The 14,653-nt window shown below is 69.0% G+C and carries 11 protein-coding genes; 4 read left to right on the top strand and 7 right to left on the bottom strand.

From position 1 onward, the window contains the following. Window positions 1-173: 173 nt before the first annotated feature. The 5 genes from prmC to M9917_RS12470 form a co-directional block, all read right to left on the bottom strand. On the bottom strand, window positions 174-1,013 hold the full coding sequence (gene prmC, locus M9917_RS12490) for a peptide chain release factor N(5)-glutamine methyltransferase (protein ID WP_297254111.1): 840 nt from the start codon (window positions 1,011-1,013) through the stop codon (window positions 174-176). Between the two features lie 44 nt (window positions 1,014-1,057). Further along, the gene (locus M9917_RS12485; RefSeq protein ID WP_297254109.1) at window positions 1,058-1,306 is read right to left on the bottom strand and encodes a hypothetical protein; all 249 of its coding nucleotides are present in this window, start codon (window positions 1,304-1,306) and stop codon (window positions 1,058-1,060) included. A gap of 74 nt (window positions 1,307-1,380) precedes the next feature. Continuing rightward, window positions 1,381-2,466 carry a peptide chain release factor 1 gene (prfA, locus tag M9917_RS12480; protein WP_297254107.1) on the bottom strand — a complete coding sequence of 362 codons (1,086 nt, stop codon included), beginning with the start codon at window positions 2,464-2,466 and terminating at the stop codon, window positions 1,381-1,383. Between the two features lie 50 nt (window positions 2,467-2,516). Continuing rightward, a complete protein-coding gene (gene ptsP / locus M9917_RS12475) occupies window positions 2,517-4,784 on the bottom strand; it encodes a phosphoenolpyruvate--protein phosphotransferase (protein ID WP_297254105.1) in 2,268 nt (755 codons plus the stop codon). A 263-nt stretch (window positions 4,785-5,047) separates the two neighbouring features. Further along, on the bottom strand, window positions 5,048-6,544 hold the full coding sequence (locus tag M9917_RS12470) for an alpha,alpha-trehalose-phosphate synthase (UDP-forming) (protein ID WP_297254103.1): 1,497 nt from the start codon (window positions 6,542-6,544) through the stop codon (window positions 5,048-5,050). A gap of 284 nt (window positions 6,545-6,828) precedes the next feature. Between M9917_RS12470 and otsB the strand changes: the two genes are divergently transcribed. Both otsB and M9917_RS12460 read left to right on the top strand, forming a co-directional pair. After that, window positions 6,829-7,635 carry a trehalose-phosphatase gene (gene otsB / locus M9917_RS12465; protein ID WP_297254100.1) on the top strand — a complete coding sequence of 269 codons (807 nt, stop codon included), beginning with the start codon at window positions 6,829-6,831 and terminating at the stop codon, window positions 7,633-7,635. Then, window positions 7,632-9,473, top strand: a complete 1,842-nt coding sequence (locus M9917_RS12460) for a glycoside hydrolase family 15 protein (RefSeq protein WP_297254098.1) — start codon at window positions 7,632-7,634, stop codon at window positions 9,471-9,473. Before otsB ends, M9917_RS12460 begins: the two co-directional genes overlap by 4 nt. 9 nt (window positions 9,474-9,482) lie before the next feature. Here the strand turns inward: M9917_RS12460 and M9917_RS12455 are convergent, their stop codons facing one another. Both M9917_RS12455 and M9917_RS12450 read right to left on the bottom strand, forming a co-directional pair. Then, entirely contained in the window at window positions 9,483-10,706 is a 1,224-nt protein-coding gene (locus M9917_RS12455; RefSeq protein WP_297254096.1) for an NAD(P)/FAD-dependent oxidoreductase, read from the bottom strand. Window positions 10,707-10,797: 91 nt separating this feature from the next. Then, a complete protein-coding gene (locus M9917_RS12450) occupies window positions 10,798-11,712 on the bottom strand; it encodes a LysR family transcriptional regulator (protein ID WP_297254094.1) in 915 nt (304 codons plus the stop codon). A 137-nt stretch (window positions 11,713-11,849) separates the two neighbouring features. Between M9917_RS12450 and amaB the strand changes: the two genes are divergently transcribed. Together amaB and M9917_RS12440 are read left to right on the top strand one after the other, a co-directional pair. After that, a complete protein-coding gene (amaB, locus tag M9917_RS12445; protein WP_297254092.1) occupies window positions 11,850-13,370 on the top strand; it encodes an L-piperidine-6-carboxylate dehydrogenase in 1,521 nt (506 codons plus the stop codon). A gap of 82 nt (window positions 13,371-13,452) precedes the next feature. Further along, on the top strand, window positions 13,453-14,649 hold the full coding sequence (locus M9917_RS12440; RefSeq protein WP_297254090.1) for an acyl-CoA dehydrogenase: 1,197 nt from the start codon (window positions 13,453-13,455) through the stop codon (window positions 14,647-14,649). The last annotated feature ends 4 nt before the right edge of the window (window positions 14,650-14,653 follow it).

Here is a 14,653-nt window from a genome sequence, read left to right as displayed (position 1 = left end):
GTCAGTTGCACCGCTTTGCGAAAACGCCCGCAAACGATACCGAACTCGAGCAAATCCCTGTACGATCGGAAACTGCCCAGAGGCCCGGCCCTGACGCCACCAGCTTCGGCTGGATGCTGCATAGCCGCTTTTAGTCGCGCCTCCAAGCGAAATCGACGAAAAGCCTGTGCATTTCAAGCAGGCGCGAAGATCAATGCCCGCTCATGTCCTCCCAGATCGTTGCGGCTGCCACGGAATTCAAGCCCTCCCCCGCGCATCAGCGCGGTGACCTCCGGACCCTGCCCCGCGCCGATCTCGATAACGATGCTGCCGCCGGGTGCCACGAGGCGCGGCAGGCAGGAGGCGAAAAGCCGGTAGGGCGCAAGCCCGTCGTCGCCGCCATCGAGCGCGAGCCGCGGATCGTGCTCGCGCACCTCGACGGAAAGCGTCGCGATCTCCGCCGAAGGGATATAGGGCGGGTTCGAGACGATCAGGTCGAAGCGGCCGGCGAGCCCCTGCGCCCAGTCCCCCTGCCGGAAGGCGGCCCGGTCGCCGACGCCGTTCAGCGCCGCATTCATAGCCGCGGTCTCGCAGGCCTCGGCGGAGAGATCGATGCCGAGGCCGCTGGCCTGCGGCAGTTCGCTCAGAAGCGCGATCAGCAGGCAGCCCGTGCCGGTGCCGAGATCGAGCAGCGAAAGCGCCTCTTCACGGCGGCCGGCGAGTTGGGCGAGCGCCGCCTCGACCAGGGTTTCGCTATCGGGGCGCGGCTCCAGCGTCGCCGGCGACAGGCGGAAGGGCAGCCCCCAGAACTCGCGCTCGCCGAGGATCCGCCAGACCGGCTCGCCCGCGAGCCGGCGTGCCGCGAAACCGTCCAGCAGGAGAAGCGCCGTGGCCGGCAGGATCGTATCGGGATCGGGATTGTCCACCCCCAGGCTGCCTTCGGCCAGAAGGCGCGCATCGAGCCCGGGGCTTGCGAGCCCCGCGCGCAGGAAGCGCTGAGCGATAAGGCGCCGCACATTGCGGACAGTCGGCACGGCGTTCTCCCCGGAGGGCCCAGCTTTCCGCAGGGGGAGCTGGTTTAGTTGCCGTTCATCTTCTGGTTGATGCAGAATCTCATCTTCCTGTTGATCGACGCCCTGCTTTCGCGCGCACCCCTCATCTGCATCTGGCAGGACTTGCGCGCCTGCGCCTCGGTCATCGCGCCGTGGATGGCGGCCGGCGGCCCCGAAAGGATCCTGCGGGCGGTCCGCTCCTGAGCCTGCGAGACGTTGCCCATCGCCAGCGCCGTCAGCCCGGCCACGGCAAACGTCGAAAACATCCTGATCATGAGAGAGGTCCCACTTCGCTGGTATCGATGCACCCTCAACGCGGAGCGGGCGCTTTGGTTTCACCGCTCTCTCCTCACGTCATGCCTTCCGCCGCCAGGAGCTTCGCCTGATGCTCGGCCGTCAGCGCGTCGACGATCTCGTCGAGAACGAGCCCCTGCATCATTTCGTCGAGCTTGTAGAGCGTCAAGTTGATGCGGTGGTCGGTCACGCGCCCCTGCGGGAAGTTGTAGGTGCGGATGCGCTCCGAGCGGTCGCCCGAGCCGACCTGGGCGCGCCGGTCGGCCGAGCGCTCGGCATCGATGCGCTGACGCTCCCTGTCGTAGAGCTTGGCGCGCAACAACTCATAGGCGCGCGCCTTGTTCTTGTGCTGGGAGCGCTCGTCCTGGACCAGCACGACGGTATCGGTCGGGATATGGGTCAGGCGCACCGCCGATTCGGTCTTGTTGACGTGCTGGCCGCCGGCCCCGCCGGAGCGCAGCGTGTCGATGCGGATATCGGCCTCGTCGAGGGCGACGTCGACCTCGGTCGCGAGCGGAAGCGTCGCCACCGTCGCCGCCGAGGTGTGGATGCGCCCGCCGGCCTCGGTGTCCGGCACGCGCTGGACGCGGTGGACGCCGGATTCGAACTTCAGCCGCGCATAGACGCCGCGACCGTTGATCTCGGCGACGACCTCCTTGTAACCGCCGACCGTGCCCTCGCTCGCGGAGAGGATCTCGACGCTCCAGCCCTTCTGGGCGGCGTGGCGCTGGTACATGCGCAGGAGGTCGCCGGCGAAGAGGGAGGCTTCGTCGCCGCCCGTGCCCGCCCTGATCTCGAGGATGACGCCGCGCTCGTCGGCGGCGTCCTTCGGCAGCAGGGCGAGCAGGATCTCGCGGGCGCGCGCCTCGATCTCGGCGCGGGCGGCGTCGCGCTCCTCATAGGCGAGATCGCGGAATTCGGCGTCGGTCGCGGGATCGGCGATCAGCGCCTCGGCCTCGTCGAGCGCGGCTTGCGCCTTCCGCCAGGAGGCGATCGCCGCGACCACGGGATCGAGCTCTGCCAGCTCCCTGGCGAGCGCGACGGTACGCACCGCGTCGGTGGCGTGGTTGATCTCATCGGTCGCGGCGGCGTGGCGCGCCACGATACCGTCGAGACGATCCTGGGGAAGCTGGAGGGACATGCACGAACTCGTGAAACGAAAGGGGCAGGCGGCAGCGGGACGCAGCCTCGCTAGACCGGGACCTTGAACTCCGCCGCGAAGGCGGAAAGCTGCGGGCGCAGATTGGTGACGCCCTCGGGCGCCGCGAGCATACACTCCATGCGCTCGCCGAGCCTGCCCGCGTCGAGCGCGCGCAGCATCGCCTTGACCGGCCCGACCGAGGCGGCCGACATCGAAAAGCCGCGATAGCCGAGCCCGATCAGGGCCATGGTCTCCAGCGGCTTGCCGCCCATCTCGCCGCAGACGGTGACGGGGCAGCCGGTTTCGGCCGCAGCCTGAACGATGCTGCGCAGCGCCCTGAGCGGGCCGACGCCGAGCGGATCGAAGCGATCGGCGACGCGCTTGTTCTCGCGGTCGGCGGCGAAGAGGAACTGCATCAGGTCATTGGTGCCGATCGACAGGAAATCCGCCTCGCGCGCGATCTCCGGCAGCTCGAACAGGAGCGAGGGCACCTCGACCATGACGCCGACGCGAAGCTCGCGCGGGGCCGCCACGCCCTGCTTCTCCAGCATCGCCTGCTCGCGGCGGATGATCATGCGGGCGCGGCGGAATTCCTCCGTGGTCGCGACCATGGGCAGCATGATCTTGAGGTCGCGGCCCGCGCCGGCGCGCAGCATGGCGCGCACCTGCGCCCTCAGCAGCCGCGGCTTGTCGAGGCCGATGCGGATCGCGCGCCAGCCCAGCGCCGGGTTCTCCTCCTCGACGCGCTCCATATAGGGCAAAACCTTGTCGCCGCCGATATCGAGCGTGCGGAAGGTGACGGGCCGCTCGGCCGCCGCGTCCAGCACGGCGGCATAGAGCGCCTGCTGCTCGGCGGTGGTCGGCATGTGCTGCGCCACCATGAACTGCAGCTCGGTGCGGAAGAGCCCGATGCCGGAGGCGGCGGTCGCCTCCAGATTCGGCAGGTCGACGAACAGGCCGGCATTGATCTGGAGCGTGATCGCGACCCCGTCGCGGGTGACCGCCGGCAGCTCCTTCAGCTTCTGGTACTGCTTCTGCTTGCGGGCGCGCAGCCGCGCCTTGTCCTTGTAGGCGTTCTCGACGTCGGGCTGCGGGCGGATCTGGACCTCGCCGGCCTGGCCGTCGACGATGATGGCGTCGCCCGCCTCGACCAGCGCGGTCGCGTTCACCACCTCGCCGACGGCCGGGATGCCGAGCGCGCGGGCGACGATGGCGATATGGCTGGTCGGCCCGCCCTCCTCCAGCACGAGCCCGCGCAGACGGGCGCGGTCGTAGTCGAGCAGCGCCGCCGGCCCCATCGAGCGGGCGACGAGGATGGCGTTCTCCGGCAGGTTCTCGCGGGCGACGCCGTTGCCCCGGCCGACCAGCGTGCGCAGGAGCCGGTTGGCGAGATCGTCGAGATCGTGCAGCCGCTCGCGCAGATAGGGATCGGTCTGGCGCAGCATCTTGGCGCGGGTGTCGGACTGCACGCGCTCGACGGCGGCCTCGGCGGTCAGCCCGGTCAGCACGACCTCGCGCATGCGGCGCAGCCAGCCCTGGTCATGGGCGAACATGCGGAAGGTCTCGAGCACGTCGCGATGCTCGCCGGTATGGGCGACGTCGCCGCGCTCGACCAGCTCGTCGATCGAGGCGCGCATCTCGCCGATCGCCGCCTCGAGCCGGCCGACCTCGGCGGCCGGGTTCTCGGCGATCAGGTTGGTGATCGCCACGCGCGGCTCGTGCAGCACCGCGTGCCCGAGGCCGACCCCGTCCGCCAGCGCCACGCCGACACCGTGGATCGGCCGGTCGAGGCCGATCGAGGCGCCCGGCGCCGCCAGCGATTTCAGGCCGCCGGCCGCGATCATCTCCGCCATCAGCATGGCGGTGGTCTGCAGCGTCTCGACCTCGTCCTCGGAATAGAGCCGCGAGGCGCGGTTCTGGATGACGAGCACGCCCATCACCGCACCGCCCCGCAGGATCGGAACGCCGAGGAAGGAGCGGTAGATCTCCTCGCCCGTCTCGGGCCGGTAGGAGAAGGAGGGGTGCGCCTGTGCGTCCGAGAGCGCCAGCGGCACGGCCTCGCTCGCGATCAGGCCGACAAGGCCTTCGCCCGCCCTGAGCGTGGTGAGGTGGACTGCTTCGCGGTTCAAGCCTTCGGTCGCGTAGAGCTCGAGCGAGCCGTCCTCGCGCAGGACATAGACGGAGCAGACCTCGGCGACGAGATTGCCGGCGATCAGGACGACGAGCCGATCGAGCCGCTCCTGCGGGCTGATCGATGCCGCCATGACCTCGCGGAGACGGCGTAACAGAACGCCCGGTCCTCCGAGAGCGCCTCGCATCGATCTCAGCCCTCCGCCCGCCTCCTCAGCCATCGACGCCGCGATGCCTGTCCAAACCCTGAGTCGCCTGCTCCGGTCATGCTGCCTTCTAGAGCACGCCCCGATCAGATTGCAATGCAATCTGATCGGATAACGTGTGCTCCAACAACATCAGAAAGACGGATTGACCGATCAGGTTGATCGGAACTGATCGCATCCGGCTCAAGCGACCGGAGACCGTATTCGGCAAGGGCCACCGAAACGGCCCCCGGCCGCACCGGCGTTCATGACTGGATCATCGTCAGGGAAGACGGCTCTGCGGCATCGCGCTTGCGGCGCGTCGCGGCCGCGATCCGCCGCGGGCCGGCCCGCGGCGCGCTCGTCGCCTCGCCGGTGGGCAGCGTCGCGCCCTCCCCCGCCAGCGCCGCCAGATAGCGCCGCGTCCACCAGCCGATATCGGTGGCCGAGATGATGGCGTAAAGCTGTTCGAAGCGGCGGATGCGCTCCGTCTTCGGCATGGCGAGCGCGGTGCGGATCGCCTCCGCCACCTCCTGCGAATCGAAGGGGTTGACGATCAGCGCCTCGCCGAGCTGCTGGGCGGCGCCGGCGAAGCGCGACAGTACGAGCACGCCCGGATCGGCCGGATCCTGCGCCGCGATGTACTCCTTGGCGACGAGGTTCATGCCGTCGCGCATCGGCGTGACGAGGCCGACCTGGGCGCGGCGGTAGAAGCCGGCCAGCGCCTTGCGCGAATAGGCCTTCTTGACCACGCGGATCGGCGTCCAGTCGAATTCGCCGAGCTGGGCGTTGAGGCGGCCGGCGACCTCGTCGGACTGGCGGTCGAGCTCGGCATATTCCGGCACGTCACTGCGCGAGGGCGGCGCGACCTGCAGCAGGCTGACCCGGCCGCGTTCCTCCGGGTGGTTGCGCAGGAACTGGCCGAAGGCCTCCAGCCGCGGCACGATGCCCTTGGAATAATCGAGCCGGTCGACGCTGATGACGAGCTTGCGCTCGCCGAGCGAGACCCGCGTGGCGCGCAGCGGCGTCGTAGCCTTTCGCACCGAAGCGGCAGCCAGCCGCCGGAAGCCCTCGACGTCGATGCCGATCGGGAAGCTCTGCACGGCCGTCCTGCGGCCGCCGAGCCGCACGTGCCGGCCGTCGGAGCGCGCCCCGCAAAGCGAGATGAGCCCGTCGACCAGGTTGCGCGCGTCGATCTCGGTCTGCATTCCGACGAGATCGTGGGCGGCCATGGTGCGGATCAGCGTCGCGCTGAAGGGCAAGGCGCCGACGACCTCGGCCGCCGGCCAGGGAATGTGGTGGAAATAGCCGATCCGGTTGCTGATGCCGCGCCGGCGCAGCTCCGCCGCCAGCGGAATCAGGTGGTAGTCGTGGATCCAGATCAGGTCGTCGGGCCGGATCAGGCCGGCGAGCGCCCGGGCGAAGCGGCGGTTGACGCCGAGATAGCCCATATAGTCGCCGCGCTGGAACTCGGTCAGGCCGAGCCGGTAATGCATCAGCGGCCACAGCGCCCGGTTCGAGAAGCCGAGATAATAGCTCTGCCGCTCCGCCTCGCTGAGGTCGGTGACGGCGTAGGTGACGTTGCCGCGCTCGACCTGGCGGACCTGCGTCGGCGAAACCTCGCCGATGGCGCCGCTCCAGCCGAACCAGAGTCCGCCGCGCTGCTCCAGCGCCTCGCGCAGCGCAACCGCGAGCCCGCCCGCCATCGCCTTTTCATGGCGGTCGGGAATAGTGACGCGGTTGGATACGACGACGAGGCGCATGAGCAGGCATTCTCCGACAGGGGGCCGCCCGCATTTCGCCGAAAGCGACAGGAACAGAACGCTTCCAAAAGCGTAATGTTTCCAGGGTGCGGACATGGGGCACATGGCAGCATTGCAGCAGCCGTGCGGTGAAATTGGGAGCGCCATGTTAGTCTTTCGTCAGATCGAGGCAACCCCTCGATCCTTGTTTTCGACGAGCGCGCGATCAGGCGATAAGACATGAAAAGGATGTCCACTGCCGGATGGCCGCGCTCGTGCCACCTTCTCTGCCCAGATACGAGACGATGACGACCTTGATCGAACCCGATACTGCCGCAGCCGCTGACGAGATCGCTCCCTCCAACCGCGAGATCGCTCTGCTCCTTGATTTCGACGGGACGCTCGTGGAGATCGCCCCCTCGCCGGAGGACGTGCATCTCGACCGGCGGGTGGCGCCGGCGCTCGCAGCCTTGCGCGCCTCGCTCGGCGGCGCGCTCGCGCTCGTTTCCGGCCGCCCGATCGGCTTCCTCGATTCCGTGCTGGCGCCGCACCGCTTCGACATCGCCGGGCTGCACGGCGCCCAGATCCGCATCGACGGCGAGATCCGCGCGCTGGCCGAGGCGCCCGCGGACATGCGCGCGGCGCTCAGCGACCTCGTCCGCTTCGCCAACAGCCATGTCGGCATCATCGTCGAGGACAAGCGCCTCTCGATCGCGCTGCACTGGCGGCTGGCGCCGGCGCTGGAAAGCGAGGCGCTCGCCCTGATGCGCGCCGTCGCCGCGCGGATGGGGCCGGCGATGCGCCTGCAGGAGGGGAAATCCGTCGCCGAGCTCGTTCCGGCCGAAGCCAGCAAGGGCAGCGCCATCGCCCGGCTGATGGCGTCGCCCGCCTATGCCGGCCGCCGGCCGGTCTTCATCGGCGACGACATCACCGACGAGGACGGCTTTCAGGCGGTCAACGCCATGGGCGGGCTGTCGGTGCGCATCGGCGGCGACCGCGAAAGCCGCGCCGCCTGCCGGCTGGCCTCGCCGACCGTGCTCAGGCATATCCTTCTCGACGCTGCCGAAAGCGGCGGCCTGACCGCTTCCAGCTTCATGCAGGACCGACCATGACCGTCACCACCACGGCCGCGGGGCACCACTCCGCCTCGCTCGATCTCGGCGTGATCGGCAACTGCTCGATCGCCGCGCTGATCGACCGGCGCGCCCGCATCGTCTGGGGCTGCTTCCCGCGCTTCGACCGCGACCCCGTCTTCTGCTCGCTGATCGACAACCAGGCCGACGACGGCGACGCCGAGCTCGAGAAGGGCTTCTTCGCCATCGAGCTCGTCGGCATGACGCGCTGCGAGCAGGGCTATCTCGACAACACCGCGATCCTCTCCTCCGTGCTTTCGGACGACCAGGGCAACGCCATCGAGATCCTCGATTTCGCGCCGCGCTTCATCCGCTACGAGCGCTTCTTCCGGCCGCCGCAGCTCGTGCGGCGGGTCAGGCGCGTCTCCGGGCGGCCGCGCATCCGCGTCATGGTCAGGCCCTGCCTCGGCATCGGGGAAGAACCCGACGAGGTCACGCGCGGCTCGAACCATGTCCGCTTCGTCGGTGCCGACCAGACGATCAGGCTGACGACCAACGCGCCGCTCTCCTATGTCGTCGAGGGCACGCCCTTCGCCGTCGATCAGGTCTATTCCTTCTTCATCGGCTCCGACGAGGCGCTGCGCGCCGAGATCGAGACGACCTCGCGCGAATTCCTCGACAAGACCACCGATTACTGGCGCGACTGGGTGCGCGCGCTCTCGATCCCCTTCGAGTACCAGCAGGAGGTGATCCGCGCCGCGATCACGCTGAAACTCTGCGCCTTCGAGGAAACCGGCGCGATCGTCGCGGCGCTCACCACCTCGATCCCCGAGGCGCCCGGCACCCAGCGCAACTGGGACTATCGCTATTGCTGGCTGCGCGACGCCTATTTCGTCGTCCACGCGCTGAACCGGCTCGGCACGACGCGGACGATGGAGGATTATCTCGGCTTCATCACCAACATCGTCGACACCTTCTCCGAAAGTGGCGCCGAACACCTTCCGCCGCTCTATCCGATCACGCGCGGCGGCTCGCTGACCGAGTTCGAGGCGAAGAACCTCTCGGGCTATCGCGGGCACCAGCCGGTGCGCTTCGGCAACGGCGCGGCGATCCAGGTCCAGAACGACGGCTATGGCGCGGTCGTGCTTGCGGCCACGCATGCCTTCTTCGACCGGCGGCTGATCCAGCCGGGCAAGGACACGCTGTTTGGCCAGCTCGAACGCATGGGCGAGCTCGCCGTCGCCGTCTTCGACAAGCCCGATGCCGGCCCCTGGGAGCTGCGCGAGAAGGAAGCGGTGCATTCCTTCTCCAGCGTGATGTGCTGGGCGGCGGCCGACCGGCTCGCCCGCATCGCCGGCACGCTCGGACGCGCCGACCGCAGGGACTACTGGAAGGGCCATGCCCGCCGGCTCAAGGAGATCATCACGGAAGCGATCTGGAACGAGCGGAAGGGGCATTTCGTCTCGACCTTCGGCGGCGCCGATCTCGACGCGACGCTGCTGCTTCTGGCCGAGCTCGGCTTCGTCAAGCCGCAGGACCCGCGTTTCGTCGCGACCGTCGAGGCGATCGGCCGCGATCTGAAGCGCGGCGACCTGCTGCTGCGCTACGCCACGCAGGACGATTTCGGCTACATGCACACCGGCTTCCTGATCTGCGCCTTCTGGTATGTCGAGGCGCTGAACGCGATCGGGCGCGACGAGGAGGCGAAGGCGCTGTTCGGCCGCATCCTGGAACGGCGCAACAGCTTCGGCCTGCTCTCCGAGGATGCCGACCTCAAAACCGGCGAGCTCTGGGGCAATTTCCCGCAGACCTATTCGCATGTCGGGCTGATCAACTGTGCGATGCGGCTGAGCCGGGACTGGGAAGAGGCGTTCTGAAGCCCCCCGTCAGATGATGTTGGCCTCCGCGAGCGGCCGGCCCGCGACGACGCGCTCATGGCCGAGATCGGCGAGGTCGAGCGTGCGATAGCCGCCATGGGCGATATGCTCGGCGAGCCCGCGCCCGACCGCCGGCGCCTGTTGCAGGCCATGGCCGGAGAAGCCGTTGGCGAGATAGAGATTGGGCAGGCCGACCGCGGGCCCGATGATGGCGTTGTGGTCGAGCCCGCACATGTCGTAGGGGCCGGCCCAGGCGCGGCCCGGCCTGATCCGCTCGAAGGCCGGGATGCGGTGGGCGAGCGCGGGCCACACCACCTCCTCGAAGAAACCCCAGTCGACATCCTCGACGGCCGGATCGGTCTCGATCCATGCGACGTCCTGCTCCGGCGCCAGCGGCGAGCAGCTGCCGATGAAGAGCCGGCCTTCCGCCGTGCGCTGGCCTTCCGGCCGGCACCAGGCGCCGGTCGTATCGATCAGCAGCGGGCAGCCTTCGATATCGTCCTTGCAGGTGAAGGAGAAGACGTAGCGCTTCATCGACCTGACCGGGATCGCGACGCCCGCCGTCGCCGCGAGCCTGGCGCCATGCGTGCCACTGGCGTTGACCACGGCCCCGCAGGCGATGCGGCTGCCGTCGGCGAGCTCGACGCCCGTGACGCGCCCGGCCTCGGTGAGATAGCGCGCGACCTCGCCCTGGCGGTATGCGACGCCGAGGCTGCGCGCCTTCCTGCGGAAAGCCTGGAGCAGAGCCCAGCCGTCGAACCAGCCTTCGCCGCTGACGCCGAACGTGCCGCAGGCGAGGTCCTCGACATTGAGCCAGGGGAAACGCCGCTTCAGCGCGGCGGGATCGCAGAGCGCGATGTCGGCGCCCTCGGTGGCCTGGAGCTTCTGGTTGGCGGCGAGAACGGGCGCGCCGGCCTCGCCCGCGACATAGAGATAGCCGCCCTCGTGCAGGTCGATCGCCGGCACCTCGCCGTCGACCGCAAGATGCTCCCCGACATGGCGCAGGAAAGCGATGCCGTGGAGCGAGATGCGGATGTTCACCGGGCTCGAGAATTGCTGGCGGATCGAGGCGGCAGAGAGTGCCGAGGCCGAGAAGCGGTAGGTCGGGTCCTTCTCGATCACCACGACTCTGCCGGAGAAGCCGGGATCGGCGGCGAGATGACAGGCGACGGAGGAACCGATCGCGGCCCCGCCGCAGATCACGACATCGGCGCTTTCGCAGACGGGCGGCATGGCTGGCCTCGCGCATCCGGCTTCGGGTGAAAGCCGGGTTGGTGAATTATGCGCATGAATGACCGAGCGTGGCGCGCTTGTCGAGAGGCCCTCAGCCCGCCGGGGCGCATTCCCCGATGAGCCAGTCGCGGAAGGCGACGACCGCCGGCAGATTGGCCTTCTCCTCGGGATAGACGAGATAGTAGCCGTCCCTGGCCATGACCGGCCGGTCGATCGGGACGACGAGCGTGCCGGAGCGCAGCTCGTCCTCGACCAGGAAGCGCGGCACGATGGCGAGCCCCAGGCCCGCCACGGCCGCCTGCGCGATCATCGCGAACTGCTCGAAGCGCGGCCCCATCAGCGCCCGTTCCGGCTTGAGCCCCTGCTGTTCCAGCCAGTTCGCCCAGGCGCGCGGCCGCGTCGATTGCTGGAGCAGCGGCAGGCGCAGCATGTCGGCCGGCTCCGCGATGCCGGCGCGCGCCAGCAGGGCGGGAGCGGCGACGGGCACGAGCTCCTCGCCCATCAGCCGGTGCAGCCGCGCGCCCGGCCAGTTGTCCGCGCCGAAATGCACGGCCGCGTCGACCTGATCGCGGGCGAAATCGAAGGGCACCAGCCGCGTGGTGAAGTTGATGGTGATGCCGGGATGGGCCTCGGTGAAGCGCGGCAGGCGCGGGATCAGCCAGCGCGTGCCGAAGGTCGGCAGGACGGCGAGATTGAGGACGCCGGCCGCGCCCCGGAAGGCCATGGCGGAGACGGTCGCCGCCGCCAGCCGCGAGAGCCCGTCGCGGATATCGGCGGCATAGGCTGCGCCGGCCGCCGTCAGGATGACGCGCTTCTTGACGCGCTCGAACAGCGCGACGCCGAGCGCCTTCTCCAGATGCGCGACCTGGCGGCTCACCGCCCCTTGCGTCAGGTTGAGCTCCTCGGCGGCGCGGGTAAAACTGCCATGCCGCGCCGCCGCCTCGAAGGCGGCGAGCGCGGAGAGCGAGGGCACCGAGAGGCGACCGGGAACGAGCGCATCATCCATGATTGAAACTCACCAAGTAGTGAGAACATATCGATTGCCCCGGAGCGAGGAAAGAGGGCATTCTGCCGGCTTCGAGCGCGGCGGCCTCCGTTCCCGCGCCGTTGTGTCATGCGCCCTGCGACCGCTGGAAGGCAAAGATGGCCACGTCCCTCCCCAAAGACACGCTTTCCCTGCTGAAGCGCCTCGGCGTTTCGGAAGCGTCCTACGCCGCTGCCGGCCTCACGGCGCGCTCGCCGATCACCGGCGAGACGATCGTGACGCTGCGCGAGACGAGCCCGGCCGAGGCGGAGGCGGCGATCGGCCGCGCGCAAGGCGCCTTCCTCGCCTGGCGCAAGGTGCCGGCGCCGCGCCGGGGCGAGTTCGTGCGCCTGCTCGGCGAGGAGCTGCGCGCGGCAAAAGCCGATCTCGGCCTGCTGGTGACGCTGGAAGCCGGCAAGATCACCTCCGAGGGCCTCGGCGAGGTCCAGGAGATGATCGACATCTGCGACTTCGCGGTCGGTCTCTCGCGCCAGCTCTACGGGCTCACCATCGCGACCGAGCGCCCGAACCACCGCATGATGGAGACCTGGCATCCGCTCGGCGTCTGCGGCGTGATCTCGGCCTTCAACTTCCCCGTGGCGGTCTGGTCGTGGAACGCGGCGCTCGCCTTCGTCTGCGGCGACAGCGTCGTCTGGAAGCCCTCCGAGAAGAGCCCGCTCACCGCGCTCGCCGTGCAGGCCATCGTCGAGAAGACGATGAAGCGCTTCGGCCCGGAGGCGCCGGCTGGTCTTTTGGAGGTGCTGATCGGCGCCCGCGAGATCGGCGACATCCTGGTGTCGGACCATCGCGTGCCGGTCGTCTCGGCCACCGGCTCGACCCGCATGGGCAGGGAAGTCGGCCAGAAGCTCGCCGCCCGCTTCGCCCGCGCCATCCTCGAGCTCGGCGGCAACAACGCCGCGATCGTCGCCCCTTCCGCCGATCTCGACATCGCGCTGCGCGGCATCGCCTTCGCGGCGATCGGCACCGCCGGCCAGCGCTGCACCACCCTGCGCCGCCTGATCGTGCACGAGGACATCTACGACAAGCTCGTGCCGAAGCTCGCCAAGGTCTATGCCAGCGTGACGATCGGCGATCCGCGCGAGGCCGGGGTGCTGGTCGGCCCGCTCATCGACGAGGCCGCCTGGCAGGGCATGCAGAAGGCGCTCTCCGAGGCGAGGGCCGAGGGCGGCAAGGTCCATGGCGGCGAGAAGGTCGATGTCGGCGCGGGCGGCTTCTATGTCCGTCCGGCGCTGGTCGAGATGCCCCGCCAGTGCGGCCCGGTCGAGCGCGAGACCTTCGCCCCGATCCTCTACGTGATGAAGTACAGGTCGATCGACGAGGCGATCGCGATGCAGAACGCGGTCGGCGCCGGGCTCTCCTCCTCGATCTTCACGCTGAACATGCGCGAGGCCGAGCTCTTCGTCTCCGACGAGGGTTCGGATTGCGGCATCGCCAACGTCAATATCGGCCCCTCGGGCGCCGAGATCGGCGGGGCCTTCGGCGGCGAGAAGGAGACCGGCGGCGGCCGCGAGGCCGGCTCCGACGCCTGGAAGGGCTATATGCGCCGCGCCACCAACACGCTGAACTACGGCACCACCTTGCCGCTGGCGCAGGGCGTCAGCTTCGACGTGGATGCATGATCGGTAGCGTCAGCGTCATCCCGACCGCAGAGAAACGCGCGGCCGGGATGATGTCGCAATGAATTCAAGGGAGACGACGTAGATGGCCGGCAGCCACAAGCTCGCGCAGCTCAACTGGGACGACGCCTTCCTGCTCGACGAGCAGCTCGGCGAGGACGAGCGGCTGATCCGCGACACAGCCCGCGCCTATGCGCAGGAGAAGCTCGCGCCCCGCATCCACGACGCCTATCTCGACGAGAAGACCGACCGGGCGATCTTCACCGAGATGGGCTCGCTCGGCCTGCTCGGCGTGACGGTTCCCGAGAAATACGGCTGCGCCGGCGCCAACTACGTCTCCTACGGCCTCGTGGCGCGGGAGGTCGAGCGCGTCGATTCGGGCTACCGCTCGATGATGAGCGTGCAGTCCTCGCTGGTGATGTATCCGATCCACGCCTATGGCAGCGAGGAGCAGCGCCTGACATACCTGCCGAAGCTCGCCACCGGCGAATATGTCGGCTGCTTCGGCCTGACCGAGCCCGATGCCGGCTCCGATCCCGGCGGCATGAAGACGCGCGCCGAGAAGGTCGCCGACGGCTACAGGCTGACCGGCTCGAAGATGTGGATCTCGAACTCGCCGATCGCCGATGTCTTCGTCGTCTGGGCGAAATCGGCCGCGCACGACAACCAGATCCGCGGCTTCATCCTCGAAAAGGGCATGAAGGGCCTCTCGGCGCCGAAGATCGGCGGCAAGCTTTCGCTCCGCGCCTCGATCACCGGCGAGGTCGTCATGGACGGCGTCGTCGTGCCGGAAGACAACATGCTGCCGAACGTCTCGGGGCTCAAAGGTCCGTTCGGCTGCCTCAACCGCGCCCGCTACGGCATCTCCTGGGGCGTGATGGGCGCCGCCGAGGACTGCTTCCACCGCGCCCGCCAATACGGGCTCGACCGCAGGCAGTTCGACAGGCCGCTCGCCCAGACCCAGCTCTACCAGAAGAAGCTCGCCGACATGCTGACCGAGATCACGCTCGGCCTGCAGGGGTCCTTGCGCGTCGGGCGCCTGATGGATGCCGGCCGGATGGCCCCGGAGATGATCTCGCTCGTCAAGCGCAACAATTGCGGCAAGGCGCTCGACATCGCCCGCCAGGCCCGCGACATGCATGGCGGCAACGGCATCCAGATCGAGTATCAGGTGATGCGCCACGCGGCGAATCTCGAGACGGTGAACACCTATGAGGGCACGCACGACGTCCACGCTCTGATTCTGGGCCGGGCGATCACCGGCCTGCAGGCGTTCTTCTGAGCCT

The organism is Bosea sp. (in: a-proteobacteria), from assembly GCF_023953965.1.
In the GTDB taxonomy this organism is placed as follows: domain Bacteria; phylum Pseudomonadota; class Alphaproteobacteria; order Rhizobiales; family Beijerinckiaceae; genus Allobosea.
This window is presented reverse-complemented; position numbering and strand designations above follow the sequence as displayed.

Coding starts and splice junctions, on each gene's coding strand:
- M9917_RS12455 (WP_297254096.1), bottom strand. CDS start 10,706: ATGCCGCCCGTCTGCGAAAGCGCCGATGTCGTGATCTGCGGCGGGGCC.
- otsB (WP_297254100.1), top strand. CDS start 6,829: ATGACGACCTTGATCGAACCCGATACTGCCGCAGCCGCTGACGAGATC.
- M9917_RS12440 (WP_297254090.1), top strand. CDS start 13,453: ATGGCCGGCAGCCACAAGCTCGCGCAGCTCAACTGGGACGACGCCTTC.
- M9917_RS12460 (WP_297254098.1), top strand. CDS start 7,632: ATGACCGTCACCACCACGGCCGCGGGGCACCACTCCGCCTCGCTCGAT.
- M9917_RS12485 (WP_297254109.1), bottom strand. CDS start 1,306: ATGATCAGGATGTTTTCGACGTTTGCCGTGGCCGGGCTGACGGCGCTG.
- amaB (WP_297254092.1), top strand. CDS start 11,850: ATGGCCACGTCCCTCCCCAAAGACACGCTTTCCCTGCTGAAGCGCCTC.
- prfA (WP_297254107.1), bottom strand. CDS start 2,466: ATGTCCCTCCAGCTTCCCCAGGATCGTCTCGACGGTATCGTGGCGCGC.
- M9917_RS12470 (WP_297254103.1), bottom strand. CDS start 6,544: ATGCGCCTCGTCGTCGTATCCAACCGCGTCACTATTCCCGACCGCCAT.
- M9917_RS12450 (WP_297254094.1), bottom strand. CDS start 11,712: ATGGATGATGCGCTCGTTCCCGGTCGCCTCTCGGTGCCCTCGCTCTCC.
- ptsP (WP_297254105.1), bottom strand. CDS start 4,784: ATGCGAGGCGCTCTCGGAGGACCGGGCGTTCTGTTACGCCGTCTCCGC.